At 70.1% G+C, this 26,541-nt stretch carries 21 protein-coding genes; 16 read left to right on the plus strand and 5 right to left on the minus strand.

All coding sequences use genetic code 11. The annotated features are described in order from the left end of the window. Nucleotides 1-373: 373 nt before the first annotated feature. The 5 genes from ACA514_RS37035 to ACA514_RS37055 all read left to right on the plus strand — a co-directional run bounded on the left by ACA514_RS37035 (nucleotide 374) and on the right by ACA514_RS37055 (nucleotide 6,524). The gene (locus ACA514_RS37035) at nucleotides 374-1,378 is read left to right on the plus strand and encodes an ABC transporter permease (RefSeq protein ID WP_375045949.1); all 1,005 of its coding nucleotides are present in this window, start codon (nucleotides 374-376) and stop codon (nucleotides 1,376-1,378) included. A 36-nt stretch (nucleotides 1,379-1,414) separates the two neighbouring features. After that, on the plus strand, nucleotides 1,415-3,172 hold the full coding sequence (locus ACA514_RS37040) for an ABC transporter substrate-binding protein (RefSeq protein WP_375045950.1): 1,758 nt from the start codon (nucleotides 1,415-1,417) through the stop codon (nucleotides 3,170-3,172). A 93-nt stretch (nucleotides 3,173-3,265) separates the two neighbouring features. Further along, the gene (locus ACA514_RS37045) at nucleotides 3,266-4,276 is read left to right on the plus strand and encodes an ABC transporter permease (protein ID WP_375045951.1); all 1,011 of its coding nucleotides are present in this window, start codon (nucleotides 3,266-3,268) and stop codon (nucleotides 4,274-4,276) included. Then, the gene (locus ACA514_RS37050; protein WP_375045952.1) at nucleotides 4,276-5,346 is read left to right on the plus strand and encodes an ABC transporter ATP-binding protein; all 1,071 of its coding nucleotides are present in this window, start codon (nucleotides 4,276-4,278) and stop codon (nucleotides 5,344-5,346) included. Before ACA514_RS37045 ends, ACA514_RS37050 begins: the two co-directional genes overlap by 1 nt. Nucleotides 5,347-5,366: 20 nt before the next feature. Next, nucleotides 5,367-6,524: an ABC transporter ATP-binding protein gene (locus ACA514_RS37055; protein ID WP_375045953.1), complete on the plus strand. Its 1,158-nt coding sequence runs from the start codon at nucleotides 5,367-5,369 to the stop codon at nucleotides 6,522-6,524. A 135-nt stretch (nucleotides 6,525-6,659) separates the two neighbouring features. Here ACA514_RS37055 and ACA514_RS37060 read toward each other — a convergent pair whose 3' ends face one another. The 5 genes from ACA514_RS37060 to ACA514_RS37080 form a co-directional block, all read right to left on the minus strand. Beyond that, a complete protein-coding gene (locus ACA514_RS37060; RefSeq protein ID WP_375045954.1) occupies nucleotides 6,660-9,158 on the minus strand; it encodes an ABC transporter permease in 2,499 nt (832 codons plus the stop codon). Next, nucleotides 9,155-9,973 (minus strand): ABC transporter ATP-binding protein, encoded by an 819-nt coding sequence (locus tag ACA514_RS37065; protein ID WP_375045955.1) that lies wholly within the window; start codon nucleotides 9,971-9,973, stop codon nucleotides 9,155-9,157. Before ACA514_RS37065 ends, ACA514_RS37060 begins: the two co-directional genes overlap by 4 nt. A gap of 362 nt (nucleotides 9,974-10,335) precedes the next feature. Beyond that, a complete protein-coding gene (locus ACA514_RS37070; protein WP_375045956.1) occupies nucleotides 10,336-11,016 on the minus strand; it encodes a response regulator in 681 nt (226 codons plus the stop codon). 159 nt (nucleotides 11,017-11,175) lie between these two features. Then, nucleotides 11,176-12,399: a sensor histidine kinase gene (locus ACA514_RS37075; RefSeq protein ID WP_375045957.1), complete on the minus strand. Its 1,224-nt coding sequence runs from the start codon at nucleotides 12,397-12,399 to the stop codon at nucleotides 11,176-11,178. Nucleotides 12,400-12,556: 157 nt separating this feature from the next. After that, the gene (locus tag ACA514_RS37080; protein ID WP_375045958.1) at nucleotides 12,557-13,510 is read right to left on the minus strand and encodes a RecB family exonuclease; all 954 of its coding nucleotides are present in this window, start codon (nucleotides 13,508-13,510) and stop codon (nucleotides 12,557-12,559) included. A gap of 113 nt (nucleotides 13,511-13,623) precedes the next feature. Here ACA514_RS37080 and ACA514_RS37085 point away from each other — a divergent pair, with 113 nt between their 5' ends. The 11 genes from ACA514_RS37085 (at nucleotide 13,624) to ACA514_RS37135 (ending at nucleotide 26,525) form a co-directional block, all read left to right on the plus strand. Then, nucleotides 13,624-14,811, plus strand: a complete 1,188-nt coding sequence (locus ACA514_RS37085) for a site-2 protease family protein (protein WP_375045959.1) — start codon at nucleotides 13,624-13,626, stop codon at nucleotides 14,809-14,811. Between the two features lie 66 nt (nucleotides 14,812-14,877). Further along, on the plus strand, nucleotides 14,878-15,849 hold the full coding sequence (locus tag ACA514_RS37090) for a tRNA (adenine-N1)-methyltransferase (RefSeq protein ID WP_375045960.1): 972 nt from the start codon (nucleotides 14,878-14,880) through the stop codon (nucleotides 15,847-15,849). A 299-nt stretch (nucleotides 15,850-16,148) separates the two neighbouring features. Beyond that, complete coding sequence (gene arc, locus ACA514_RS37095) at nucleotides 16,149-17,912, plus strand: proteasome ATPase (protein WP_375045961.1); 1,764 nt, start codon at nucleotides 16,149-16,151, stop codon at nucleotides 17,910-17,912. A 149-nt stretch (nucleotides 17,913-18,061) separates the two neighbouring features. Next, the gene (gene dop, locus ACA514_RS37100) at nucleotides 18,062-19,579 is read left to right on the plus strand and encodes a depupylase/deamidase Dop (protein ID WP_285921176.1); all 1,518 of its coding nucleotides are present in this window, start codon (nucleotides 18,062-18,064) and stop codon (nucleotides 19,577-19,579) included. Nucleotides 19,580-19,857: 278 nt separating this feature from the next. Next, complete coding sequence (locus ACA514_RS37105) at nucleotides 19,858-20,067, plus strand: ubiquitin-like protein Pup (RefSeq protein ID WP_067638008.1); 210 nt, start codon at nucleotides 19,858-19,860, stop codon at nucleotides 20,065-20,067. A gap of 109 nt (nucleotides 20,068-20,176) precedes the next feature. Beyond that, on the plus strand, nucleotides 20,177-21,322 hold the full coding sequence (locus ACA514_RS37110) for an endonuclease domain-containing protein (protein WP_375045962.1): 1,146 nt from the start codon (nucleotides 20,177-20,179) through the stop codon (nucleotides 21,320-21,322). A 272-nt stretch (nucleotides 21,323-21,594) separates the two neighbouring features. Beyond that, nucleotides 21,595-22,395 (plus strand): proteasome subunit beta, encoded by an 801-nt coding sequence (gene prcB, locus ACA514_RS37115; protein WP_375046062.1) that lies wholly within the window; start codon nucleotides 21,595-21,597, stop codon nucleotides 22,393-22,395. 20 nt (nucleotides 22,396-22,415) lie between these two features. Then, a complete protein-coding gene (gene prcA, locus ACA514_RS37120; protein WP_375046063.1) occupies nucleotides 22,416-23,201 on the plus strand; it encodes a proteasome subunit alpha in 786 nt (261 codons plus the stop codon). Between the two features lie 160 nt (nucleotides 23,202-23,361). Then, the gene (pafA, locus tag ACA514_RS37125; protein ID WP_285921179.1) at nucleotides 23,362-24,720 is read left to right on the plus strand and encodes a Pup--protein ligase; all 1,359 of its coding nucleotides are present in this window, start codon (nucleotides 23,362-23,364) and stop codon (nucleotides 24,718-24,720) included. Nucleotides 24,721-24,864: 144 nt separating this feature from the next. After that, nucleotides 24,865-25,806 (plus strand): FKBP-type peptidyl-prolyl cis-trans isomerase, encoded by a 942-nt coding sequence (locus tag ACA514_RS37130; RefSeq protein ID WP_375045963.1) that lies wholly within the window; start codon nucleotides 24,865-24,867, stop codon nucleotides 25,804-25,806. A 50-nt stretch (nucleotides 25,807-25,856) separates the two neighbouring features. Further along, nucleotides 25,857-26,525, plus strand: coding sequence for a helix-turn-helix transcriptional regulator (locus ACA514_RS37135; protein WP_375045964.1), 669 nt, complete (start codon nucleotides 25,857-25,859; stop codon nucleotides 26,523-26,525). The last annotated feature ends 16 nt before the right edge of the window (nucleotides 26,526-26,541 follow it).

The raw sequence follows: 26,541 nt of genomic DNA on the forward strand, positions 1-26,541 counted from the left end.
GTTCTGAGATTGATCGTCCGCAGGCCCTGACCTGCGGACGATCAATCTCAGAACGGACTCAGTACGGTAAAGCTTGCCGGTCTAGACCGGGTTTGTGTTGCAGAGCACGGTGGAGGCGAACGTACTATTCGGGCGGTTTGTCCTGCGTGTTGAGCGAGCACGTCCGCCCGAGATGACGACGAGATCACAAGTCAGATACGGGTACTGGCGCAGCCCGTCTCACGGATGGACAGTCATGGCCGAGGGGCTACCTTTCCCTTCAGCAAACGCGGCGTAACGGGCACGGGGTCAGCGGATGATCTCCGCGACCGCCGGTCACCGCGCCGGCGGCGGCATGGCCGAACCTGTGGCCGGACGGTAGGAGGTATGCAGCGTGGGGGCACCGATCGAGGTCTCCGGTTCCGAGGCGGAAGCACAGCCGGACGCCGTCCTCGCGGGTGTTGAACGCTCGGCGATCCAAGGGCGCTCGCTCGGCCAGATCGCCTGGACCCGCCTGAAGCGGGACAAGGTCGCGATGGCCAGCGCCGTGTTCATCGTCCTGCTGATCATCGCCGCCCTGCCCGGGGTCACCAACCTGCTGGTCGGCTGGTTCGGGTCCCCGCCCGACAAGTTCCACCAGACGCTCGTGGACCCGACGCTCGGCACCCCGTACGGCAAGTTCGGCGGCATCAGCGGGCACCACATCTTCGGCATCGAGCCGACCAACGGCCGCGACCTGTTCGCCCGCGTGCTGTACGGCGCGCGCGTCTCGCTGATCATCGGCGTGCTGGCCACGCTGGTGTCGGTGGTCATCGGCACGCTGCTCGGCGTCGCGGCCGGCTTCTTCGGCGGCTGGGTCGACATGGTGATCGCCCGGCTGATGGACATCTTCCTGGCGTTCCCGCTGATCATGTTCGCGATCGCGCTGTCGGGCGTGCTGCCCAGCAGCATGCTCGGGCTGTCGGGCAACAACCTGCGGATCGCGATCCTGGTGTTCGTCATCGGCTTCTTCGCCTGGCCGTACATCGGCCGCATCATCCGCGGGCAGACGCTGTCGCTGCGCGAACGGGAGTTCGTGGACGCGGCCCGCAGCATGGGCGCGGGCAACGCCTACATCCTGTTCAAGGAGCTGCTGCCGAACCTCGTCGCGCCGATCACCGTCTACGCGACGCTGCTGATCCCGACGAACATCCTGTTCGAGGCGGCGCTGTCCTTCCTGGGCGTCGGCATCAACCCGCCCGCGCCGTCCTGGGGCGGGATGCTGAACCAGGCCACCGAGCTGTACTCCGTCGCCCCGCACTTCGTCATCGTCCCAGGTCTGGCGATCTTCGTCACGGTGCTCGCCTTCAACCTGTTCGGCGACGGTCTGCGCGACGCTCTCGACCCTCGGTCCCGTTGACCCCGGCACTTGGCCGGCAGTAGTGAAAGGGAAGTAATGAGATCTTCCAAGGTCATCTCCGTGGCGGCGGCGGGAGCCGTCGTCCTCAGCCTCGGGCTCAGCGCCTGCGGCGGGGGCGACGACTCCGGCGACGGCGGCGGCGGCAAGGCGAAGTTCGACGCCGGGTCCAAGGGCATCGTCAACGCGTCCGACAAAAAGGGCGGCACGCTGGTGATGGCGCAGCCGGACGACTTCGAGTCGCTCGACCCCGCCAACATCTACTACGCCTACGGCTCGGACTTCTTCCGGCTCTACTCCCGGACGCTGGTGACCTACACCTCCAAGCCGGGCGAGGAGGGCACCAAGCCGTCCCCGGACCTGGCGCAGGGCCTCGGCACGCCGTCCGACGGCAACAAGACCTGGACCTACAAGCTGAAGCCCGGCCTCAAGTACGAGGACGGCAGCGTCATCAAGGCCCAGGACGTCAAGTACGCGGTCGCGCGCACCTTCGACCGCGGCGTGCTGCGCAACGGCCCGTCCTACTTCACGCAGATGCTGGACGCGGGCGACTACAAGGGCCCGTTCAAGGACAAGAACCTCGACCACTTCAAGGGCGTCACGACGCCCGACGACTCGACCGTCGTCTTCCACCTGAAGGCGCCGTTCTCCGAGTGGGACCAGCTGGTGATGTTCAGCGGCCAGACCGTCCCGGTCCCGCAGGCCAAGGACACCGGCACCCAGTACGGCATGCACCCGTTCTCCTCGGGCCCGTACAAGTGGCAGGCCGACTACAAGATGAAGCAGGGCGGCACCCTGGTCCGCAACACCTACTGGGACCCGAAGACCGACCCGAACCGCAAGGCCCTCCCGGACAAGGTCGTCGTCCAGTCCGGCCTGTCGGCGGACGAGATCGACAACCGTGAGATCGACGGCACCGTGCAGATCGACCTGCCCGGCACCGGCGTGCAGGCCGCGGCCCGGCAGAAGATCCTGAGCGACCCCAAGCTCAAGGCCAACTCCGACGACCCGCTGGCCGGCTTCCACTGGTACATGCCGATCAACACCGAGATCGTGCCGAACGTCGAGTGCCGCAAGGCGATCGTCTACGCGACCAACCGCGACGCGCTCTGGCGCGCCTACGGCGGTGACGTGGGCGGCGAGATGGCCACCTCGATCATGCCGGCCGACATCCAGGGCCGCGAGAAGGGCACCGACGCCTACACCAAGGCCCAGGTCGGCTTCACCGGCGACGTGAACGCCGCCAAGCAGGCCCTCGCCAAGTGCGGCAAGCCGAGCGGCTTCGCCGTCACGATGCTGTTCCGCAGCGACCGCCCGAAGGAGCAGGCCGCCGCGGAGGCGATGGAGCAGGCGCTCGGCCGCGTCGGCATCAAGCTGACCCTCAAGGGCTACCCGCACGGCACCTACACCAACGAGCAGTTCGGCTCGCCGGAGTTCAACAAGAAGAACAACGTGGGCCTCGGCACCTACGGCTGGGCCCCCGACTGGCCCACCGGCTACGGCTACCTGCAGGCGGGCACGGACGGCAAGGCCATCGTCGACACCGGCAACGTCAACATCTCCATGTTGAAGGACCCGCAGATCGACAAGATGTGGAACGACGTCGTCAAGGTCAACGACCCGAACCAGCGCGCGCAGATCTACAACCAGATCGACCAGCGCGTCCGCGACCTGGCGGCGATCATCCCGACCGTCTACGCCAAGTCCCTGCTGTACAGGTCGCCGAAGCTCACCAACGTCTACGTCCACTCGGGCTACGGCATGTACGACTACGCCAACCTCGGTGTGACCAGCTGAGCAGGCACCTTCCGCACTACCCGATAGAAGGCAGGTGAAGGCAGAGGGCGACCGCCGGGGCCGATCCCCCGGCGGCCGCCCGTGCCAGACGCTGTGATCGCATTTCTTGTTCGCCGCCTGCTCGGCGCCGTAGCGCTGCTGATCGTGATCAGCCTCGTGACGTACGGGATCTTCTTCCTGCTGCCCAAGCTCGCCGGTGTGTCCACAGACGACCTGGCGGCGAGGTTCGCCGGCAAGGCCCCCGACCCGTCGACGCTGGAGGCGATCAAGGAGCGGTTCGGCCTCGACAAGCCGTTCTTCGTGCAGTACGGCGAGTTCATGAAGACGCTCGTCACCGGCGGTGACTACGACACCGGCACGTCCACGGTGCACTGCTCCGCCCCGTGCCTGGGCTACTCCTTCCGGACCAACCAGGCCGTGACGCCGCAGCTGCTGGAGCGCGCGCCGGTGACCATCTCCATCGCGGTGGGCGCCGCCGTGCTGTGGCTGCTCGCGGGCGTCGCGACCGGCGTCGTGTCGGCGCTGAAGAAGGGCAGCATCTTCGACCGCGCCGCGATGATCATCGCGCTGGCCGGCGTCTCCCTGCCGATCTTCTTCACCGGCCTGCTGGGCCTGGCCTACGTCGTCCACGCCTGGGGCATCCTGCCCGAGGTGAACTGGACGCCGCTGAGCCAGGACCCGGCGAAATGGTTCACCTCGCTGATCCTGCCCTGGATCAGCCTCGCGCTGCTGTACGCCGCGATGTACGCGCGGCTCACACGGGCGGGCATGCTGGAGACCATGAACGAGGACTTCGTCCGCACGGCGAGGGCCAAGGGGCTCAGGGAGTCCACGGTCGTCACCAGGCACGCGCTGCGCGCCACGCTGACGCCGATCCTGACCGTGTTCGGCCTGGACTTCGGCCTCCTGCTCGGCGGAGCCATCATCACCGAGGCGACCTTCGGCCTTCCCGGGCTCGGACGGCTGGCCCTGGACGGGGTGAACCAGAGCGACCTGCCCGTGGTCGTCGGCGTGACGATCATGACGGCGCTGTTCGTCGTGCTGATGAACCTCATCGTGGACATGCTGTACGCCGTCGTCGACCCGAGAGTGAGGCTGGCCTGATGACCGACACCACCCCGGCCGGCACCGCGCCGGCCGCCGGGGGGCAAGCTCCCACGGCGTTCCTCGAGGTCCGCGACCTCAAGATCCACTTCCCGACCGACGACGGGCTGGTCAAGTCCGTGGACGGCCTGTCGTTCGAGCTGGAGCGGGGCCGCACCCTCGGCATCGTCGGCGAGTCCGGCTCCGGCAAGAGCGTCACCAGCCTCGGCATCCTCGGCCTGCACAACCGCGACAACGCCAACGTGTCCGGCGAGATCTGGCTGGACGGCAAGGAGCTCGTCGGCGCCCCCCGCGGCGAGGTCCGCCGGCTGCGCGGCCGCAAGATGGCGATGATCTTCCAGGACCCGCTGTCGTCGATGCACCCCTTCTACACGGTCGGCCACCAGATCATCGAGGCCTACCGGGTGCACAACGACGTGTCCAAGCAGGTGGCCCGCAAGCACGCCATCGACATGCTCGGCCGCGTCGGCATCCCCAAGCCCGACAAGCGGGTCGACGACTACCCGCACCAGTTCTCCGGCGGCATGCGGCAGCGCGCGATGATCGCGATGGCGCTGTCCTGCGACCCCGAGCTGCTGATCGCCGACGAGCCCACCACCGCGCTGGACGTTACCGTCCAGGCGCAGATCCTGGACCTCATCCGGGACCTGCAGCAGGAGTTCAACTCCGCCGTCATCATGATCACCCACGATCTCGGGGTGGTCGCGGAGCTGTCGGACGACATCCTGGTGATGTACGCGGGCCGCTGCGCGGAGTACGCCTCGGTCGAGGACGCCTTCCACAAGCCGCTGCACCCCTACACCTGGGGGCTGCTCGGCTCGATGCCGAGGCTGGACCGCGAGCGCACCGAGCGGCTGATGCCGATCAAGGGCACCCCGCCGAGCCTGATCAACGTCCCGCAGGGCTGCGCGTTCAACCCGCGCTGCGCCTACCGGGACCTGAACGGCGACAAGTCCACGACGGTGCGGCCCGACCTGGTCGAGGCGGTCCCGGGCCACAAGGTGGCCTGCCATCTCCCGCTGGAGAAGAAGCGGGAGATCTGGGAATCCGAGATCCGGCCGAAGCTGTGACGAGCACGGGGAACGAGACTGTGAGCACTTCTGAGACCGCCGCGCCGGGGACCGCCGTCCCCGGCGCCGCGGAGGCCTCCGCCGACGCGGCAGCGGCCCGTCCCGAGCGGGACGGGGAGATGCTGCTGGAGGTGGACGGCCTCGGCAAGCACTTCCCCGTCACCTCGGGGCTGCTGCGCCGGCAGGTCGGGGCGGTGAAGGCCGTTGACGGCGTGTCCTTCTCCGTCCGCAAGGGCGAGACCCTCGGCCTGGTGGGGGAGTCGGGCTGCGGCAAGTCCACCACCGGCCGGATGATCATGCGGCTGCTGGACCCCAGCTTCGGCACCATCCGGTTCGAGGGCCAGGACATCACCGCGATGTCGCAGTCGCGGATGCGGCCGCTCCGCCGCGACCTGCAGATGATCTTCCAGGACCCGTACTCGTCGCTGAACCCGCGCAAGACGGTCGGCGCGATCGTCGGGGCCCCGTTCCGGCTGCAGAACATCCAGACCGAGAACGGCGTGAAGAAGGCCGTCCAGGAGATCCTGGAGCTCGTCGGCCTCAGCCCCGAGCACTACAACCGGTACCCGCACGAGTTCTCCGGCGGCCAGCGCCAGCGGATCGGCATCGCCCGCACCCTGGCGCTCAAGCCGAAGCTGATCGTCGCGGACGAGCCGGTGTCGGCGCTGGACGTGTCGGTGCAGGCGCAGGTCGTCAACCTGCTGGAGGACCTGCAGGACGAGCTCGACCTCACCTACGTGGTGATCGCGCACGACCTGTCGGTCGTCCGGCACATCTCCGACCGGGTCGCCGTCATGTACCTCGGCAAGATCGTCGAGATCGCGGACCGCAACGACCTGTACGAGCGGCCCATGCACCCCTACACCAACGCGCTGCTGTCGGCCGTGCCGATCCCCGACCCGGCCGAGCGCGGGAACCGGCAGCGGATCCGGCTGCAGGGCGACGTGCCGAGCCCCCTCGACCCGCCGCCCGCCTGCCGGTTCCACACCCGCTGCTGGAAGGCGCAGGACATCTGCAAGCAGGTCGAGCCGCCGCTGATCGAGCTCAGCCACGGCCACCACGCCGCCTGCCACTTCCCGGAGAACACCACCGTGTCGGCCACCGACGAGGTCGCCAAGGCCGCGGTGGCGCCCGGCGCCGCACCGGCCGCCGAGACCGACGGCGAACCGACCGACTAGCGACCGGCCGGCCCGGCCGCGCGTTCCGGCGCCGGGCCGCCGGTGAGGACCCGCCCATGGGCGTGCCTCCCGCACGCCGAAGCCCCGGCCCCCCGCGAAGGGGGACCGGGGCTTCGCCGTACCGCGCGCCCGGCCCTACTCGGTCGAGATGGCCTTCAGCACGTCCATCCGGCCGGCCCGCCACGCCGGCCACAGCGCCGCCAGCACACCGATCACCGCCGCGACCACCAGGTACACGCCCAGCGTCCCGTACGGCACCGCCAGCACTCCGAGGCCCTGGTCCTTCAGCGCGTTCTGCAGCGCCGCGCCGAACGCCACCCCGATGCCCATCCCGAGCACCGCCCCGAACACCGCGATCACGATGGACTCGACCCGGATCATCCGGCGCAGCTGCCGCCGAGAGATCCCGATCGCGCGCAGCAGCCCGATCTCCCGGGTCCGCTCGATCACCGACAGCGCCAGGGTGTTGACCACCCCGACCGCCGCGATGATGACCGACATCGCCAGCAGGATGGACAGGAACGTCACGAACCCGTCGACCTGCTTGCGGGCGTCCTTCTTCAGCGACGCCTGGTCCGACACCTTCAGGTTCGGGTATGCCTTGATCGCCGACTCGATGGACGTCTTGGTCGCCGCGTCGGTCCTCGAGGCGTTCACCAGCACCGCGTCCACCGACGGGCGCACCGTGTGCCTCAGGTACACCTGCTCGGAGACGATCCGGCTGCCGATGAGGTCGCTCTTGGCGAAGATCCCCGTCACCTTCAGCCGTTCGGTCTTCCCGTCGGGGAACAGCGCCGGCACCGTCGACCCGACGTGCCAGCCCTTGTCCTTCGCGGTCGACTCGTTCACCATCAGCCCGGCCGCGCCGATCGACGTGCCGCCCGACACCACCTTCAGCCGCGCCGCCTCGGTGATCACGCCGACGTCGCCCGACATGTACGTGCCGCGCTCGCCGTCGATCTTCGCGGTGCCCTCGTAGGTCGCCGACGCCGACTCCACCCCGGGCGCCGCCTTGATCTTCTGCGCGGCGTCGGCGGTGATGTCGCCGCCGGTCGCCTGCACCAGGTAGTCCGCGCCGAACTGCGCGTCCACCTGCTCGTCGACCGACGCCCGCATCGTCGCGCCCAGCACGTTCACCGTCGTGATCAGCGCCAGCCCGATCATCAGCGCGGCGGCCGTCGCGGCGGTGCGGCGCGGGTTGCGCAGCGCGTTCTGCCGCGCCAGCCGCCCCGGCGCGCCCAGCAGCCGCGCGAACGGCCACCCCAGCACCTTCACCACCGGGACGCTGATCACCGGAGCGAGCATCGCCACCCCGACGAACACCGCGAACGCGCCCCCGCCGACCGGCACCGCCGGGTTCCCGCCGCTCCCGGCCAGGCCCGCCGCGATGAGGCCCGCGCCGACCAGCGTCAGCAGCGAACCGAGCGCCACCCGGATCCGCAGCGTCCGCTGCGGCAGCGCCACGTCGTCGCGCATCGCCGCGACCGGCGGGATCTTCGCCGCGCGCCGCGCCGGGAAGTACGCCGACACCACCGTCACCACGATCCCGACGACGTACGACCAGATCACCGGCGTCGCGGTGAACGTCAGCCCGCCCGACCCCGCGTCGCCCATCTGCGTCTGCAGCAACGCCGCCAGGCCCGCGCCGGCCGCCAGCCCCAGCGTCGACCCGACGACCCCGACCGCGACCGCCTCACCGATCACCGCCCGCGTCACCTGCGGGCGGGCCGCGCCGATCGCGCGCAGCAGCGCCAGCTCCCGGGTCCGCTGCGCCACCAGCATCGAGAACGTGTTGAAGATGATGAACGCCCCGACGAAGATCGAGATCAGCGCGAACGCCAGCAGGAACGTGCGGAAGAACCCCATGAGCTGCGCGACGTCGCTCTTGTTCTCGTCGCGCATCTTCGTGCCGGTGACGGCCTCCACACCGCCCGGCAGCACCTTCGCGACCCGGTCGCGCAGCTGCGCCTCCGACGGGCCCGTGGTGCCCATCTCGATGTCGCTGAAGTAGCCGGGCTTCAGCATCAGCCGCTGCGCCGTCGGGGTGTCGAACGCGGTGACGCTCGCGCCCATCAGGTTGCCGGTGTCGATCAGCCCGACGATCCGCATCCGCTGCGCCGGCCCCGCCGAGACGACCCCGACAGTGTCGCCGACCGCCAGCTTCCCCTTCTTCGCCGTCTCCGCGTCGACGACCACCTCGCCGGGCCCGTTCGGCGCCCGGCCCGACTTCAGGTCGAACGACCCGCCGGTGTTCCAGTTCGTGCCGAGCTGCGGCGGGCCCTGCCCGCCCGACCCGACGAGCTTGCCGTCGCGGCCCACGACGGCCGCGTAGCCGTTCACGTTGCCCTGCGGGTCCTTCACCCCGTCGACGCCCCGCAGCGCCTTCAGCACCGACGCGGGCACCGGCTGCGCCGCCTGCCCGTCATCGTCGCCGCCGACGACCTTCTTCGCCCGCACGTCCACGGCGACGTTCTTGCCGACCCGGCTGAACAGGTCGTCGAACTGCTTGTTCATCGTGTCGGTGAAGATCAGCGTGCCGGCCACGAACGCCACGCCGAGGATCACCGCGACGGCCGTCAGCACCAGCCTGATCTTGTGCGCCGCCAGATTGCGGAGCGTGACCTTGCCCATCATCGCGCCGCGACCCCCGGTCCCTGCGGCGCCGGGGCGCCGGCGGCGTCGAAGCCCTTCATCCGCTCCAGCACCCGCTCGGCCGTCGGCCCGGTCATCGTGTCGACGATCTGCCCGTCCGACAGGAACAGCACCTGGTCGGCGTACGCCGCCGCGGACGGGTCGTGCGTCACCATCACGATCGTCTGCGCCATCCGCCGCACCGAGTCCTGCAGGAACGACAGCACCTCCGCGCCGGACCGCGAGTCCAGGTTCCCGGTCGGCTCGTCCGCGAAGATGATCTCCGGGCGGGACGCCAGCGCCCGCGCGCACGCCACCCGCTGCTGCTGCCCGCCCGACAGCTCCGACGGGCGGTGCTTCAGCCGGGGCCGCAGCCCCACGGTGTCGATCACCTCGTCCACCCACGCCCGGTCCGCCTTACGGCCCGCGATGTCCATCGGCAGCGTGATGTTCTCCAGCGCCGTCAGCGTCGGGACCAGGTTGAACGCCTGGAAGATGAACCCGATCTTGTCGCGGCGCAGCCGCGTCAGCTGCTTGTCCTTCAGCCCCGTCAGCTCGGTGTCGCCGATGAAGACCTGCCCGGAGTCCACCGAGTCCAGCCCCGCCATGCAGTGCATCAGCGTGGACTTCCCGGAACCCGACGGGCCCATGATCGCGGTGAACCGGCCGCGGGGGATCCCCACGGTCACCGCGTCGAGCGCGACCACCTGGGCGTCGCCGCGCCCGTACACCTTGGCGATCTGATGGGCCCGTGCGGCGAAGTCGCCCGCCCCGGGCGCGTACTGCGCATCAGCGGTCGATGGGGCGGTGTTCGTCACGTGAACTCCCCTGTGTGAGTGGATGAGGGTGGAAGTGCCGCGGGCCGCGCTTCCGTCCCCCGGCGGCCCGTCCCTCAGAACAGTAGGAGTCGGGCGGCCCCGTGAGATGCACCCCAGGAATGGACTTACCGCTCCCTCCCTGGCAGGAGAGGCGGTGCCGGGGTCGTCCTACCGGAGTAGGGGACCCACCGGCGAAAGATGGGTCCGCTCAGGGACGATCCCTGAGGCCGGACCCGTGGACCACCGCCCCACCAGCGCCGACGGCCGCCACGGGCCTCCGGGACGCCCCTGGCCGGGGTCGGCCCCCGCCCCTGGCCCGGGTCGGCCCCCCGAGGCCGCCCGCGAGGGCGCCGGGGGAGGGGTCAGCTCTGGCCGGGGCGGCTCAACCCGGTCTCGTAGGCGTACACCACGGCCTGCACCCGGTCCCGCAGCCCCAGCTTCGCCAGCACGTTCCCCACGTGCGTCTTCACCGTCGTCTCGCTCACCACGAGCTCCGCGGCGATCTCCGCGTTCGACTGGCCCCGCGCCACATGCGCCAGCACCTCGCGCTCCCGCGCGGTCAGCGTGTCCAGCCCCGGCGGCGGCGCCGCGTCCCGCACCGACGGCAGCCGCGTCGCGAACCGGTCCAGCAGCCGCCGCGTCACGCTCGGCGCCACGATCGCGTCGCCCTCCGCCACGATCCGGATCGCCTGCACCAGGTCCTCCGGCGGCGAGTCCTTCAGCAGGAACCCGCTCGCCCCCGCCCGCACCGCCTCGATCACGTACTCGTCCAGGTCGAACGTCGTCAGGATCAGCACCTTCGGGTCGTGCGACGCCGCACCGTCCCGGATGATCCGCCGGGTCGCCTCGATCCCGTCCACGCCCGGCATCCGGATGTCCATCAGCACCACGTCCGGCAGCAGCGACCGCGTCATCTCCACCGCCGCCGCGCCGTCCCCGGCCTCGCCGACCACCGCGATGTCCGCCTCGGCCTCCAGGATCAGCCGGAACCCCGTGCGCAGCAACGGCTGATCATCGACGAGCAGCACCCGCACCGCGCTCACCGCGCCACCCCGCTCACGTCCATCGTCCCCGCTCCTCGCCCCGCTCCTCGGCCTGCGCCCCGCCCGGGCCCGGCCACCGTCACCCTATGCCCTCCCCGCCTCCGCGGCGGCCCGCCCGCCCCGACCCCGCGCCCCGCCCCGGACTCCGCCCCGGCCACCTCACGCCTCCAGCGGGAACCGCGCCCGCACCCCGAACCCGCCGCCCACCCGCGGCCCGATCCGCAGCTCACCCCCGTACAACGCCACCCGCTCGTACATCCCCACCAGCCCATGCCCCGGATTGTCCGTCCCGTCCGCCACGATCGTCGCCGTGCCCCGCCCGTCGTCCTCGATCTCCACCGTCAGATCCGCCTCCGTGTAGTACAGCCGCACCCACGCCCGCGCCTGCGCCCCCGCATGCTTCAACGTGTTCGTCAGCGCCTCCTGGATCAGCCGGAACGCCGCCACGTCCACCCCCGGCGACGGCTTCCGCGCCTCGCCCTCGATCCACAGCTGCACCGACAGCCCCGTCTCCCGCACATGGTCCAGCAGCTCCCCGAGATCCCCCAGACCCGGCTGCGGCGCCAGCTCCCGCCCCGCCTGCTCGGCGTCCCGATCCGTCCGCAGCACCCCCACGATCCGCCGCATCTCGCTCAGCGCCGTCCGCCCGACCTCCTCGATCGTCGACATCGCCTCCCGCGCGCTGCCCGGGTCCCGGTCGATGATCCGCCGCGCCGCCCCCGCCTGCACCGTCATCACGCTCACATGGTGCGCCACCACGTCGTGCAGCTCCCGCGCGATCCGCGACCGCTCCTCGATCCGCGCCGCCCGCGCGTCGGTGCCCCGCGCCCGCTCCAGCCGCGCCGCCCGGTCCTCCAGCTCCGCGAAGTACGCCCGCCGCAGCCGCAGGTTCCGGCCCAGCACCCACACCCCCGCCACCAGCGCGCAGTCGCTCACCAGCACCACCGGCGACGTCTCCACCGGCAGCATCACCAGCGACACCAGGAACGCCACGAACCCCGCCACGCCGCCCAGCGCGCTCTGCGCCAGCCCCCGGTGCGCCGACAGGCTGTAGATCGCGATCAGGAACGCCATCACGTCCGGCACCGACGGCGGATACCCCCGCACCGTCAGCGCCAGCTCGCCCGCCACGATCAGCAGCAGCACCGGCAGCGGACGGCGCCGCCGCCACGTCAGCGCCATCGTCACCACGACGACGATCAGCCCGTCCGCCGCGTCCGGGGTCCGGAAGTCCCCGTAGTCACCGCCGTCCCGGTAGTCCTGCAGGTACAGCTGCGGCAGGCCCACCAGCAGCAGCCCCAGCGCGAGCAAGGCGTCCGCCGCCTGCGGACGCGCCTGCAGCCAGGCACGAAAGGTACGAAGACCACGGATGCGGGGTGACACGACTCTCACCCTAGGAGGTCATGGCAGGTCGTGACCCCTCCTGCGCGCGGATCCGCGATCCTCCCCAAGGAGGACGCCGCCCGGCGCCCCTACGACCCGCGACGGCCCCACGCCCGCCGGGCCTCCCGGCCCGACGCGCGCGGGCCCGCACACGTCGCTACAGATCGTCGCGCTCGCGCGCCGCGACCGCCACCGCCGACCCCTCCAGATCCGCCGGAGACGGCCGCCGCACCGGCACCGCCGGCAGCGGCGGGGGAGTACCCCCGAACTCCGGGCACCGCTCCTTGTGATCGCACCAGTCGCACAACCGGCTCGTCCGCGGCCGCCACTCACCCGAATCCATCGCCCGCCGGATCGCCTGCCACAGAGCCTCCACCTTCCGCTCCGTCGCCCGCAGATCCCGCTCCTCCGGCTCGTACCGCAGCACCTCGCCGTTCCCCAGATACATCAGCTGCAGCAACCGCGGCACCCGCCCGTGCAACCGCCACAGCACCAGCGCATAGAACTTCATCTGGAACAGCGCCCGCGCCTCGAAATCCGCCCGCGGCGCCGTCCCCGTCTTGTAGTCCACGATCCGCACGTCACCACTCGGCGCCACATCGACCCGGTCGATGTACCCCCGCAGCTTCAACCCCGAATCCAGCACCGTCTCCACGAACAGCTCCCGCTCGGCCGGCTCCAGCCGCCGCGGATCCTCCAGCGTGAAGTACCGCTCCACCATCCGCCGCGCCTGCCCCAGCCACTCCGACCGGTCCGCCTCACCGGCCTCACCGTCCTCGAACAGCCCCGCCAGCTCAGGCTCCGCCGCCAGCAGCCGCTCCCACTGCGGCCCCAGCAGCTCCAGCGCCGCCCCCACCGTCCGGCCGCCCGCCGGCAGGTCGTACAACCGCTCCAGCACCGCGTGCACCAGCGTCCCCCGCGCCGCCGCCGGACTCGGCCGCTCCGGAAGCCGATCGATCACCCGGAACCGGTACAGCAGCGGACACGTCATGAAATCACCCGCCCGCGACGGCGACAGCGACCCCACCACCTCAGGACCCTCCACCACGGGCCCGCCGCCACCCCGCGGAGACGGAACGGACACCTCACCACCGGCCTCGGTCGTCGTCATGGCACAGCAGCGTAGGCGACACCCCCGACGAAATCCCGCACCCCCGCCCCACCCGCCGAGATCACCGCGCACCGCACGCCGACCCGCCCCAACGGGGCCGTAGCATCGGACACGTGACCAACAGCGCGCCCCCGACCCAGGGCAAGACGCCCGCCGGCGACCCCGGCCCCCGCAAAGGCGGCCCCGACGCCCGGCCCGGCCTCTACATGGGCCGCCCCTTCGGCGTCCCCGTCTACGTCTCGCCCAGCTGGTTCCTGGTCGCCATCCTCGTCACCGTCATGTTCGAAGGCCAGGTCAACGGCGTCATCGACCGCCCCGCCAGCTACCTCGTCGCCTTCGCCTACGCCGTCCTGCTCTACGGCTCGGTCTTCGTCCACGAACTCAGCCACGCCGTCACCGCCCGCGTCCTCGGTCTCCCCGTCCGCTCCGTCACCCTCCACATCCTCGGCGGCGAGACCTCCATCGAACGCGAGGCCGCCACCCCCGGCCGCGAATTCCTGATCGCCTTCGCCGGCCCCCTCATCAACCTCGTCCTCGCCGGACTCGGCCTCCTCGCCCACGCCGTCCTCCCCCTCCCCGACGTCGCCCTCCTCCTCATCGACGCCCTCACCTTCGCCAACCTCCTCGTCGGCGTCTTCAACCTGCTGCCAGGCCTCCCCCTCGACGGCGGCCGCCTCGTCCGCGCCGCCGTCTGGAAGGCCACCGGCCACAGCCGCAACGGCGCCATCTTCGCCGGCTGGGTCGGTCGCGCCGTCGCCATCGGCTGCCTCATCACCGGCGCCTACCTCGCCACCTACCGCACCGAAGGCGGCACCGGCGGCTTCGGCTGGCTCGCCCTCCTGTGGTCCGCCCTCGTCGCCTCCTTCATCTGGGTCGGCGCCACCCAGGCCATCCGCGCCGAACGCTTCCGCGACCGCGTCCCCCTGCTGTCCGCCCGCCGCCTCGCCCGCCGCGCCACCCTCGTCACCCCCGACACCCCCCTCGCCGAAGCCGTCCGCCGCGCCCACGCCGACCACGCCGGCGCGCTCGTCGTCGCCGACCACGACGGCAACCCCCAGGGCATCGTCAGCGAGAAGGCCGTCACCGCCACCCCCGAGCACCGCCGCCCCTGGATCACCGTCGGCGAACTGTCCCGCGGCCTCGAACCCCAGCTCACCCTCCCCGCCGACCTCACCGGCGAAGACCTCCTCACCGCGCTGCGCCGCAACCCCGCCTCCGAATACCTCCTCACCGAACCCGACGGCCGCGTCTACGGCGTCCTCGCCGTCACCGACGTCGACCGCGCCTTCGCCGGCGTCTAGACGACGCCCCCGCCGCCCCGCCTGGACGGCCTGAGCTGCGGCCGCCCGCCGCTAGCCTTGACCACCATGAGCGAACCCCAGCCCACCGGGCCCGCACCCTCTACCGGCCGCATCCCCCACGGCCCGTTCCGGCCCGGCGACCAGGTTCAGCTCACCGACCCCAAGGGCCGCATCAACACCATCACCCTCCAGCCCGGGAAGCTCTACCACTCCCACAAGGGCTCCGTCCCCCACGACGACATCATCGGCAGCCCCGAAGGCACCGTCTACCGCTCCAGCGGCGGCGTCGAATACCTCGCCTTCCGGCCCCTCCTCGCCGACTTCGCCGTCCGCATGCCCCGCGGCGCCGCCGTCGTCTACCCCAAGGACGCCGCCCAGATCGTCGCCATGGCCGACATCTTCCCCGGCGCCCGCGTCATCGAGGCCGGCGCCGGCTCCGGCGCCCTCAGCTGCTTCCTCCTGCGCGCCGTCGGCGAACACGGCCTCGTCTCCTCCTACGAACGCCGCGCCGACTTCGCCGACATCGCCCGCGCCAACGTCGAGAAGTTCTTCGGCGGCCCCCACCCCTCCTGGCGCCTCACCGTCGGCTCCCTCGAGGACGCCCTCACCGAGACCGAGGCCGACCGCGTCGTCCTCGACATGCTCGCCCCCTGGGAGACCCTCGACGCGGTCGCCAAGGCCCTCATCCCCGGCGGCATGGTCTGCGCCTACATCGCCACCACCACCCAGATGTCCCGCGTCGTCGAGGACCTGCGCGCCCACGGCGCCTTCGCCGAGCCCTACGCCTTCGAGACCCTCCTGCGCTCCTGGCACGTCGACGGCCTCGCCGTCCGCCCCGACCACCGCATGGTCGGCCACACCGGCTTCCTCGTCACCGCCCGCCGCCTCGCCGACGGCGTCACCCCGCCCGTCCGCCGCCGCCGTCCCGCCAAGGGCGCCCACCCCGCCCCCGAGACCGGCACGCCCGCCGCCGACACCCCTGCCGCCGGCACCCCCGCGCCCGGCGACGCCGCCCCCGCGCCCGCCACCGAGCCCTAGACGGCGGGACCACCCCGCCTCAGGGCAAGCTCCGGCAACCCGCCGCGCCGCGACACGCCCGTGTCCCACCCCACACACCCCGAAATCGACAAACCCTCCACCCCGACATGCCCCCACACCCAAAACCCCAGGTCCGCGCAGCACAACACCGCCACCAACACCACCCCCGCACCGCCCCCCGAACACCACCCGAACCACCCCCGCACGACACGAGTACCGAATGGGCAGGTTACGGAAGCCCTCCAGATAGGTAGGGTCTCAGTAGGTCGTCGGCTCTCTTCGTGAGGAGGTGACGGGGCGTGGCCGCTCGTGACGATGCTGGGGCGCGACGGGCGCAGCACGACAAGGAGGTCAAGGACCTCCAAACGCAGATCTCCTTCCTGGAGGAGGAGATCTCCGTGCTGCGCCGCAAGCTCGCGGAATCCCCGCGCCAAGTACGTGTCCTAGAAGAACGCCTCCATGAGGCACAAGCGAACCTGGCCGCAGTGACGGGCCAGAACGAGCGACTCGTAGCGACCCTCAAAGAGGCTCGCGAACAGATCGTGGCGCTCAAGGAGGAGGTCGACAGGCTCGCGCAACCACCCTCCGGATTCGGGGTCTTCCTCGAAGCCCGCGACGACGGAACCGTCGACATCTTCACCGGGGGACGCAAGCTGCGCGTCAACGTCAGCCCCGCGGTCGACGTCGACGAACTCCAACGCGGCCAGGAGGTCATGCTCAACGAGGCCCTCAACGTCGTCGAAGCGCTCAAGTTCGAGGAGCAGGGCGAAGTCGTCATGCTCAAGGAGCTCTTCGACGACGGCGAACGCGCCCTCGTGATCGGGCACACCGACGAGGAACGCGTCATCAAGCTCGCCGAACCACTGCGCGGAGTCCCGCTCCGCGCCGGCGACTCCCTGATGCTCGAACCCCGCTCCGGCTACGCCTACGAGAAGATCCACAAGGCCGAGGTCGAGGAACTCGTCCTCGAAGAGGTCCCCGACATCTCCTACGAGGAGATCGGCGGCCTCGGCTCGCAGATCGAAATGATCCGCGACGCGGTCGAACTGCCCTACCTGCACGCCGACCTCTTCCGGGAGCACCACCTGCGGCCGCCCAAGGGCGTCCTGCTCTACGGGCCGCCCGGATGCGGCAAGACCCTCATCGCCAAGGCCGTCGCCAACAGCCTGGCCAAGAAGGTCGCCGAGCAGACCGGCAAGGAGGGCAAGAGCTTCTTCCTCAACATCAAGGGCCCGGAGCTCCTCAACAAGTACGTGGGCGAGACCGAGCGGCACATCCGCCTGGTCTTCCAGCGCGCCCGCGAGAAGGCCTCCGCCGGAACCCCGGTCATCGTCTTCTTCGACGAGATGGACTCCATCTTCCGCACCCGCGGATCCGGCGTCTCCTCCGACGTCGAGAACACCATCGTCCCGCAGCTGCTCAGCGAGATCGACGGCGTCGAGGGACTGGAGAACGTCATCGTCATCGGCGCCTCCAACCGCGAGGACATGATCGACCCCGCGATCCTGCGGCCCGGCCGCCTGGACGTCAAGATCAAGATCGAGCGGCCCGACGCCGAGGCCGCCAAGGACATCTTCTCCAAGTACATCCTCACCGGCCTCCCGCTGCACCCCGACGACCTCAAGGAGCACGGCAGCTCCGAGGAGGCCACCGTCGAGGCCATGATCCAGCGGACGGTCGAGCGGATGTACGCCGAGACCGAGGAGAACCGCTTCCTCGAGGTCACCTACGCCAACGGCGACAAGGAAGTCCTGTTCTTCAAGGACTTCAACTCCGGCGCGATGATCCAGAACATCGTCGACCGGGCCAAGAAGATGGCCATCAAGCAGTTCCTCGACACCGGCCAGAAGGGCCTGCGGGTCAACCACCTGCTCGCCGCCTGCGTCGACGAGTTCAGCGAGAACGAGGACCTGCCCAACACCACCAACCCCGACGACTGGGCCCGCATCTCCGGAAAGAAGGGCGAGCGGATCGTCTACATCCGCACCCTCGTCTCCGGCACCAAGGGCGCGGAAGCCGGCCGATCCATCGACACCGTCGCCAACACCGGCCAGTACCTGTAACCCGCACCACACGAACGGCCGAACGGCGGCCGCCCCACCAGCGGGGCGGCCGCCGCACGCCGTCCGCACGCCCTCCGCGGCCCGCCGACACGCCCCGGGAACGACCGGCCCCATGGCTCCACCCTCCCGGCCCCGATAGGCTCGACCATATGAGTGTTCGGCGGGTGATGGGCATCGAGACCGAGTACGGCATCTCCGTACCCGGACAGCCAGGGGCCAACGCGATGGTGACCTCCAGCCAGGTCGTCAACGCCTACCTCGCGGCATCGGCGGCACGGGCCCGCAGGGCCCGATGGGACTTCGAGGAGGAGAACCCCCTCCGCGACGCCCGCGGCTTCGACCTCGCCCGCGAGGTCGCCGACCCCACCCAGCTCACCGACGAGGACCTCGGCCTCGCCAACATCATCCTCACCAACGGCGCCCGGCTCTACGTCGACCACGCCCACCCCGAGTACTCCGCGCCCGAATGCACCAACCCCCGCGACGCCGTCATCTGGGACAAGGCCGGCGAGCGCGTCATGGCCGACGCCGCCGCCCGCGCCGCCATGGTCCCCGGCACCCACCCCATCCAGCTCTACAAGAACAACACCGACAACAAGGGCGCCTCCTACGGCTGCCATGAGAACTACCTCATGCGCCGCGAGACCCCCTTCGCCGACATCGTCCGCCACCTCACCCCCTTCTTCGTCTCCCGCCAGGTCGTCTGCGGCGCTGGCCGCGTCGGCATCGGCGTCGACGGACGCGGCGACGGCTTCCAGATCAGCCAGCGCGCCGACTTCTTCGAGGTCGAGGTCGGTCTCGAGACCACCCTCAAGCGCCCCATCATCAACACCCGCGACGAACCCCACGCCGACCCCGAGAAGTACCGGCGCCTCCACGTCATCATCGGCGACGCCAACATGGCCGAGCTGTCCACCTACCTCAAGCTCGGCACCACCTCCCTCGTCCTCGCCATGATCGAGGACGGCTTCCTCACCGTCGACCTGTCCGTCGACATGCCCGTCGCCGCCCTGCGCGCCGTCTCCCACGACCCGTCCTGCAAGCACCTGCTCACCCTCCGCGACGGCCGCAAGATGACCGCCGTCCAGCTCCAGATGGAGTACCTCGAGCAGTCCCGCAAGTACGTCGAGGACCGCTACGGCGCCGACGTCGACGAGATGACCAAGGACGTCCTGGACCGCTGGGAGTCCGTCCTGCACCGCCTCGGCGACGACCCCATGCAGCTGTCCCGCGAACTCGACTGGGTCGCCAAGCTCGCCCTCCTCGAGGGCTACCGCAGCCGCGACGGGATCGACTGGTCCCACCCGCGCCTCCAGCTCGTCGACCTGCAGTACGCCGACATCCGGCCCGACAAGGGCCTGTACAACCGCCTGGCGTCCCGCGACCGCGTCGAGCACCTCATCACCGAGGCGGAGGTCGAGCACGCCATCGACGACCCGCCCGAGGACACCCGCGCCTACTTCCGCGGCCGGTGCCTGCGGCAGTACGCCGACTCCGTGGCCGCCGCGTCCTGGGACTCGGTCATCTTCGACGTCCCCGGCCGCGAGTCGCTCCAGCGCGTCCCGACCCTGGAGCCGCTGCGCGGCACCAAGCAGCACGTGGGCGCCCTGCTGGACCGCTGCCGCACCGCGGCCGACCTGGTGGCCACGCTGACCGGCCAGAGCTGAGCCGAGCCCCTCCGGGGGCCGGCCCGCGGGCGCCGTCCAGATCTTGGACGGCGCCCTTTGGATAGTGCCACTATCGAGCGACGTCCCGCGCTGACCTGCGGCGACGGGCGATGTCGCGGTTTCGTGACCGCTTTGCCTGTTTCATGGACCGGCGGACGGGCGATAACCGGATCAGGCCCCCCGGCGCCTACCACGACCGGGCGAAACGGACCGCGAGATCCGCTCGCCGACGAAGATCGGAGATAGGCTCGGGGTACCGGCAGAAGCGGAGGTACGGAATGGCCACGAAGGACACCGGCGGTCAGAAGCAGACCACCCGGCGCACGGAAGAGGTCGAGGAGACCGAGGCCACGACCACCGAAGACGTCCAGGAGCGGCAGGAGAAGCTCACCGACGACGTCGATTCCATTCTCGACGAAATTGACGAAGTCCTCGAAGAAAATGCAGAGGAATTTGTCCGTGGCTTTGTCCAAAAAGGCGGCCAGTAATATGATAAATCCGGACATGTCCGAATCGGTCAGAGAATGGACAGTGTCCGCGTAGTCGGAACATCATTAGACGGTGAAGGGCATGGGCGGGACTGGTAAAGTCCCGCCCATGCTCACAAAGAAGTGTCGTGATTGCGGCGAGATCAAGCCGGTCACCGAATTCTGGAAGCGGAAGGCGTCCGCAGACGGCCTTGCGCTCTACTGCAAGACGTGCTTCGGCCTGCGAAATGCCTCGTGTTACCGGGGAAAGCAGGCTGTGCGCGGCAAAGGGGCTCGCGTCTATCGGCGGCGCTCGGTCGTGCCTGAGGGGATGAAGTACTGCCCTCGGTGCGAAACGGTCAAGAACGTCGAAGAGTTCGGGAGTAACAAGTCTCGAAAGTCCGGTCTCTCCGTGTACTGCAAGCCATGCCACAATCGGGTGATCGCCGAGCACAAGCAGGTGAAGTACGGCAGCGAGCGCAACTTCCTGCTCAAGCTCCGCTACGGGGTGACCGAGCACGAGGTCGAGCAGATGATCGCCGAGCAGGGCGGCGTCTGCGTCATCTGCCTCCGGGCGCCGGCGAAGCACGTCGACCACAGCCACCTCACCGGCCTGGTCCGCCGGGTCCTCTGCTTCAAGTGCAACGGCGGGCTCGGCCAGTTCCACGACGACCCCGCCGTGCTCCGCCTGGCGGCGGACTACCTCGAGTTGCGCGGCTCGCATGCACGGCGGATGCGCATCGAGGTGGGCGCTCCGGTCTTCGGAGGTCCGGACCGCGTCAAATGGGACCCGTTCTGGCGGACGCGCGGCAGCACCTCGCAGTCCTCACGGCACTACCACCTGCGCCAGAAGTACGGCATCAACGACGAGGACGCGAAGTGGCTCCTGAAGGTTCAGGTCGGCCTCTGCGCCATCTGCGCCGATCACCCGGCGGAACACGTCGATCACGACCATGACACCGGTGCGGTGCGCGGACTTGCCTGCACCGGCTGCAACAGCGGCATGGGGCAGCTGAGGGACGACCCGGTCGCCCTTCGGCGAGCGGCGGACTACGTGGAGGGGCGGCTCGTGCAGACGGTGCCGACGCCTGACGGCGGGACGCGGCTGTCGCTGACGGTTCCGGATGTCGACCCGGCGACGGTGCCGAAGGGCGGGTGGAAGGAGCTCTGGGAGGAGGACGGCCGGTACCGCAAGGAGACGCTGCCGTTCGACGAGGAGCTCGACATGCCGACGTGGGTCGGGACGGACGAGGACGGCGCCTTCGTGTACTCCTGACCGTTCTCGGAGCGTGGCGGGGACGACACGCGCACACGACCGGCCCGTCGTGTGCGCGTTCCTTGTGTGCGGGTGGTGGGGCTTTCGTGGGGGAAGGTTCGCCGTGGGCTGACGCGGTGGTGGATCACGCGGCATGCGCCGGGTGAGGGTTGAACAGTAGGGTCGTAGTGGTCTGCGCCGGTGGGGCATGTGAGGGCACCGGCGCCTGGTGGAGGGAAGGGAGTCGCGTGGCGTCCCACGATTCGCACACCGGACGTCTGCCGGGGCTGTTCATGAGCCCGGATACGTCTTCGTTCACGGAGTTCCTGGGGGTGTACTCGCCGGAGTTGCTGCCGGGCCGGCGCGCGGTGCCGGCGTCGCGGGCGGGGGATGAGATCCCGCATGGGACGACGATCGTCGCGGTGAGCTTCCCCGGCGGGGTGGTGATGGCGGGGGACCGGCGGGCGACGGCGGGGAACGTGATCGCGCAGCGGGACATCGAGAAGGTGTTCCGGGCGGACGAGTTCTCGGCGATCGCGATCGCGGGGACGGCCGGTATCGGGATCGAGATGGTGCGGCTGTTCCAGGTGGAGCTGGAGCATTACGAGAAGCGCGAGGGCCGGACGCTGTCGGTGGAGGGCAAGGCGAACCGGCTGGCGACGATGGTGCGGCAGAACCTGGCGATGGCGATGCAGGGGCTGGCGGTGGTGCCGCTGTTCGCGGGCTATGACGAGGAGCGGGACGGGGGGCGGATCTTCTCCTACGATCCGGCGGGCGGCCGGTACGAGGAGCGGGACTTCCACTCGATCGGTTCGGGGTCGGTGTTCGCGCGGGGTGCGCTGAAGAAGCTGTACCGGGCGGGGTTGTCGGCGGAGGACGCGGCGCTGGTGTGCGTGCAGGCGCTGTACGACGCGGCCGACGACGATTCGGCGACGGGCGGTCCGGATCTGGCGCGGCGGATCTTCCCGGTGGTGGCGTCGGTGACGTCGGACGGGTACCGCCGGCTGGGTGAGGACGAGGTGGGCGCGTTGGCGCAGGCCGTCGTGGATGGACGTTACGAGTCGCCGGGCGGTCCGACCGCCCCGCTGCGATAGAAGGGAGCCGACCGGTGTCCATGCCGTTCTATGTGTCGCCCGAACAGCAGATGAAGGACAAGGCGGACTATGCGCGTAAGGGGATCGCGCGTGGCCGCAGTGTGGTGGTGCTGCAGTACGACGACGGCATCCTGTTCGTGGCGGACAATCCGTCGCGTGCGCTGCACAAGATCAGTGAGATCTATGACCGGATCGCGTTCGCGGCGGTGGGGAAGTACAACGAGTTCGAGAACCTGCGGCTGGGCGGGGTCCGGTACGCGGACATCAACGGGTACCAGTACGACCGCCGGGACGTGACGGCGCGGGGGCTGGCGAACGTGTACGCGCAGTCGCTGGGGACGATCTTCACGGAGACGAACAAGCCGTACGAGGTGGAGTTGGTCGTTGCGGAGGTGGGCGAGGGCGCGGATACGGACCAGATCTACCGGTTGACGTTCGACGGGTCGGTGGCCGATGAGCACGGCTACGTGGCGATGGGCGGTCAGACGGAGTCGGTGGCGCAGGCGCTGAAGGACGGGTACGAGGAGGGGGCGTCGCTGGAGGCGGCGCTGCGGACGGCGGTGCGGGCGCTGGAGGCGCAGGACTCGGATCGGCGGCTGGAGGCGAAGTCGCTGGAGGTGGCGGTGCTGGACCGCAATCGGGAGCACCGGTTGTTCCGGCGGTTGCCGGCGCGGCGGATCGAGGAGTTGCTGGCGGAGGGTGCCGGCGGTTCGGGTTCGGGTTCGTCGGAGTCCGGGGCGTCGGGTTCGTCGGGGCCGTCGGTGGCGGATGTGGACGATGTGCTGGAGGACGGCGAGAAGGACTGATCCGTTGCCGGGGGCGCCTGGTGAGTGTGGCGCCTGGGTGAGTTTGGCCCGTCGTGGCCGGGTGGTGTGGTGCCGTCCGGCCGCGGCGGGTTTGTTTCATGCGGGAAACGGTGGGCTTTTGAGACTGCCAAGTGGGGGCCGGGCCGCATAGGGTCGTGGTGTGGACAGGCGCATCTTCGGGCTTGAGAACGAGTACGGCGTCACTTGCACCTTCCGGGGGCAGCGGCGGTTGTCACCGGACGAGGTGGCGCGCTATCTGTTCCGCAGGGTGGTGTCCTGGGGGCGGAGCAGCAACGTGTTCCTGCGCAACGGTGCGCGGCTCTATCTGGATGTGGGGAGTCATCCGGAGTACGCCACGCCGGAGTGCGACAGCGTCGTGGACCTGGTGACGCATGACAAGGCGGGGGAGCGGATCCTGGAGGGTCTGCTGGTGGATGCGGAGCGGCGGTTGCGCGAGGAGGGGATCGCCGGCGACATCTACCTGTTCAAGAACAACACGGATTCGGCGGGGAACTCGTACGGGTGCCATGAGAACTATCTCGTGGGGCGTCATGGGGAGTTCGGGCGGCTGGCGGACGTGCTGATCCCGTATCTGGTGACGCGGCAGATCATCTGTGGTGCGGGGAAGGTGCTGCAGACGCCGCGGGGTGCGGTGTACTGCGTGTCGCAGCGGGCGGAGCACATCTGGGAGGGCGTGTCGTCGGCGACGACGCGGTCGCGTCCGATCATCAACACGCGGGACGAGCCGCATGCGGACGCGGAGCGGTTCCGGCGGCTGCACGTGATCGTCGGTGACTCGAACATGAGCGAGGCGACGATGCTGCTGAAGGTCGGGGCGACCGACCTGGTGCTGCGGATGGTGGAGGCGGGGGTGGTGATGCGTGATCTGACGCTGGAGAACCCGATCCGGGCGATCCGGGAGGTCAGTCATGACATGACGGGGCGGCGGAAGGTGCGGTTGGCGAACGGGCGCGAGGCGAGTTCGCTGGAGATCCAGAAGGAGTACTTCGGGAAGGCGCGGGACTTCGTGGATTCGCGGGGCGGGGACGCGACGTCGAAGCGGGTGCTGGATCTGTGGGAGCGGACGCTGCGGGCGGTGGAGACGGGCGATCTGGACCTGGTGTCGCGGGAGATCGACTGGGTGATGAAGTACAAGCTGATCGAGCGGTATCGGCGCAAGTACGATCTGCCGCTGTCGTCGCCGCGGGTGGCTCAGCTGGATCTGACGTATCACGACGTGCATCGTGACCGGGGGTTGTACTACCTGCTGGAGAAGCGGGGTTCGGTGGAGCGGGTGTCGCGGGATCTGGACATCTTCGAGGCGAAGTCGGTGCCGCCGCAGACGACGCGGGCGCGGTTGCGGGGGGAGTTCATCCGGAAGGCGCAGGAGAAGCGGCGCGATTTCACGGTGGACTGGGTGCATCTGAAGTTGAACGACCAGGCGCAGCGGACGGTGCTGTGCAAGGATCCGTTCCGGTCGGTGGACGAGCGGGTGGACAAGCTGATCGCGGGGATGTGACGGGCCGGCCGGGTGCCGTCGCGCGGGGCGGCGGCGCTCGGGGCCGGTGTGGTGGGTGCGACTCGCGTGGTGTGCGCTACCGGCTGGTCACTTGGGTTGTAGGGTGAGCGCGCAGCAGCGCTCATCACCCCTCGAAGGACCCGTATGCGCCGTCGTGTTCTCCGTCGTGTCTTCGTCCTGCCCGCCGTCGCCGTGCTGGCCGTGCCGCTGGTGGCGGGGTGTTCGGGTGGTTCGGATGTGAAGGTGTCGGTGAAGGGCGCGTTCGGGCGTCTGCCGGAGGTGTCGTTCCCGAAGGGCGGTCCGGAGGGGTCGTTCGCGGTGAAGACGCTGAAGGCGGGGAAGGGGACGGCGGCCCGCAAGGGTGATCTTGTGATGGCGGACTATGTGGGGTACCGCTGGAGCAAGTCGGGTCGCAAGCTGGTGGCGAGCAGTTACGCGGACGGGCGTCCGGGGTTCTTTTCGACGTGGCAGCTGGTGCCGGGTCTGGTGAAGGCGTTGGACGGGGCGCGGCCGGGGTCGCGGGTGGTGGCGCGGATTCCGCCGAAGGACGGGTTCGGGGCGTCGGGTGATGCGCGGCATCAGGTGGGGCCGGGCGACACGCTGGTGTACGTGCTGGATGTGCTGGGGGTGTATTCGGGGAAGGCGGGTCCGCACGGGCAGAAGCAGGCGCCGCTGGACGATGCGAAGCTGCCGGGGGTGGCGGACGCGCCGGCGGGGCGGACGCCGGTGGTGACGGTGCCGAAGGTGGCGGCGCCGAAGAAGCTGCAGGTGCGGACGCTGGTGCGGGGTGATGGGCCGGTGCTGCGGAAGGGGCAGCTGCTGGCGACGCAGTATGCGGGTTATTTCTGGCGTGATGGGCGGGTGTTCAGTTCGTCGTGGTCGGCGGGGCATCCGTTCGGTGTGGTGGTCGGTACGGGTCAGGTGATGAAGGGCTGGGATCAGGCGCTGCTGGGTCAGCGGGTGGGGAGCCGGTTGCTGCTGGTGGTGCCGCCGTCGCTGGGGTACGGGTCGAAGGGGTTGGCGCAGTACGGGATCCGGGGGTCGGACACGCTGGTGTTCGTGGTGGATCTGCTGGGCGCCCACTAGGGGGCGTCGCGGGTTCTATGTTCTATCGCCGCTGTTCTTAGAATGGCGGGGTGGAGGACATCGAGGCGGTGGCGCTGCTGCAGGATCCGGTGCGGCGGCGGTTGTACGAGGTCGTGGTGGCGCGGGGCCGCGAGGTGGGGCGGAACGAGGCGGCGGAGGCCGCGGGGGTGGGGCGGACGCTGGCGGCGTTCCATCTGGACAAGCTGGTGGACGCGGGTCTGCTGGAGGCGGGGAGCCGGCGGTTGTCGGGGCGGTCGGGGCCGGGGGCGGGGCGTCCGGCGAAGGTGTACCGGCGGTCGGCGGTGGAGCGCGGGGTGTCGTTGCCGGCGCGTGATTACCGGACGGTGGCGGGGCTGCTGGCGGAGGCGGCGGAGCGTGCGGGGCTGGACCGGGAGGTGCAGGAGGCGGCGCGCCGTGAGGGTGCCGCGTCGGCGGCCGGGGAGCCGTGCGGTGATCTGGGCGCGTTGGCGAAGGTGCTGGAGGCCCGCGGTTATGAGCCGGTCGAGGAGGACGGCGGGGACGGCGGCGGGCCGGTGCTGCGGATGCGCAACTGCCCGTTCCATGCGCTGGCGGAGCGGTTTCCTCCTTTGGTGTGCGGGATGAACCTGGCGTTGCTGGAGGGGCTGGTGGAGGGCTCGGAGGGGGTGCGGGTGCGGATGGATGCGCGGCCGGGGTGGTGTTGCGTGGTGGCCGAGCCTTCTAAAAACAATGAGGATTGACATAGAAGTTGCGGCC

The sequence above is a fragment of the Actinomadura sp. NTSP31 genome, assembly GCF_041951385.1.
GTDB lineage: Bacteria > Actinomycetota > Actinomycetes > Streptosporangiales > Streptosporangiaceae > Spirillospora > Spirillospora napierensis.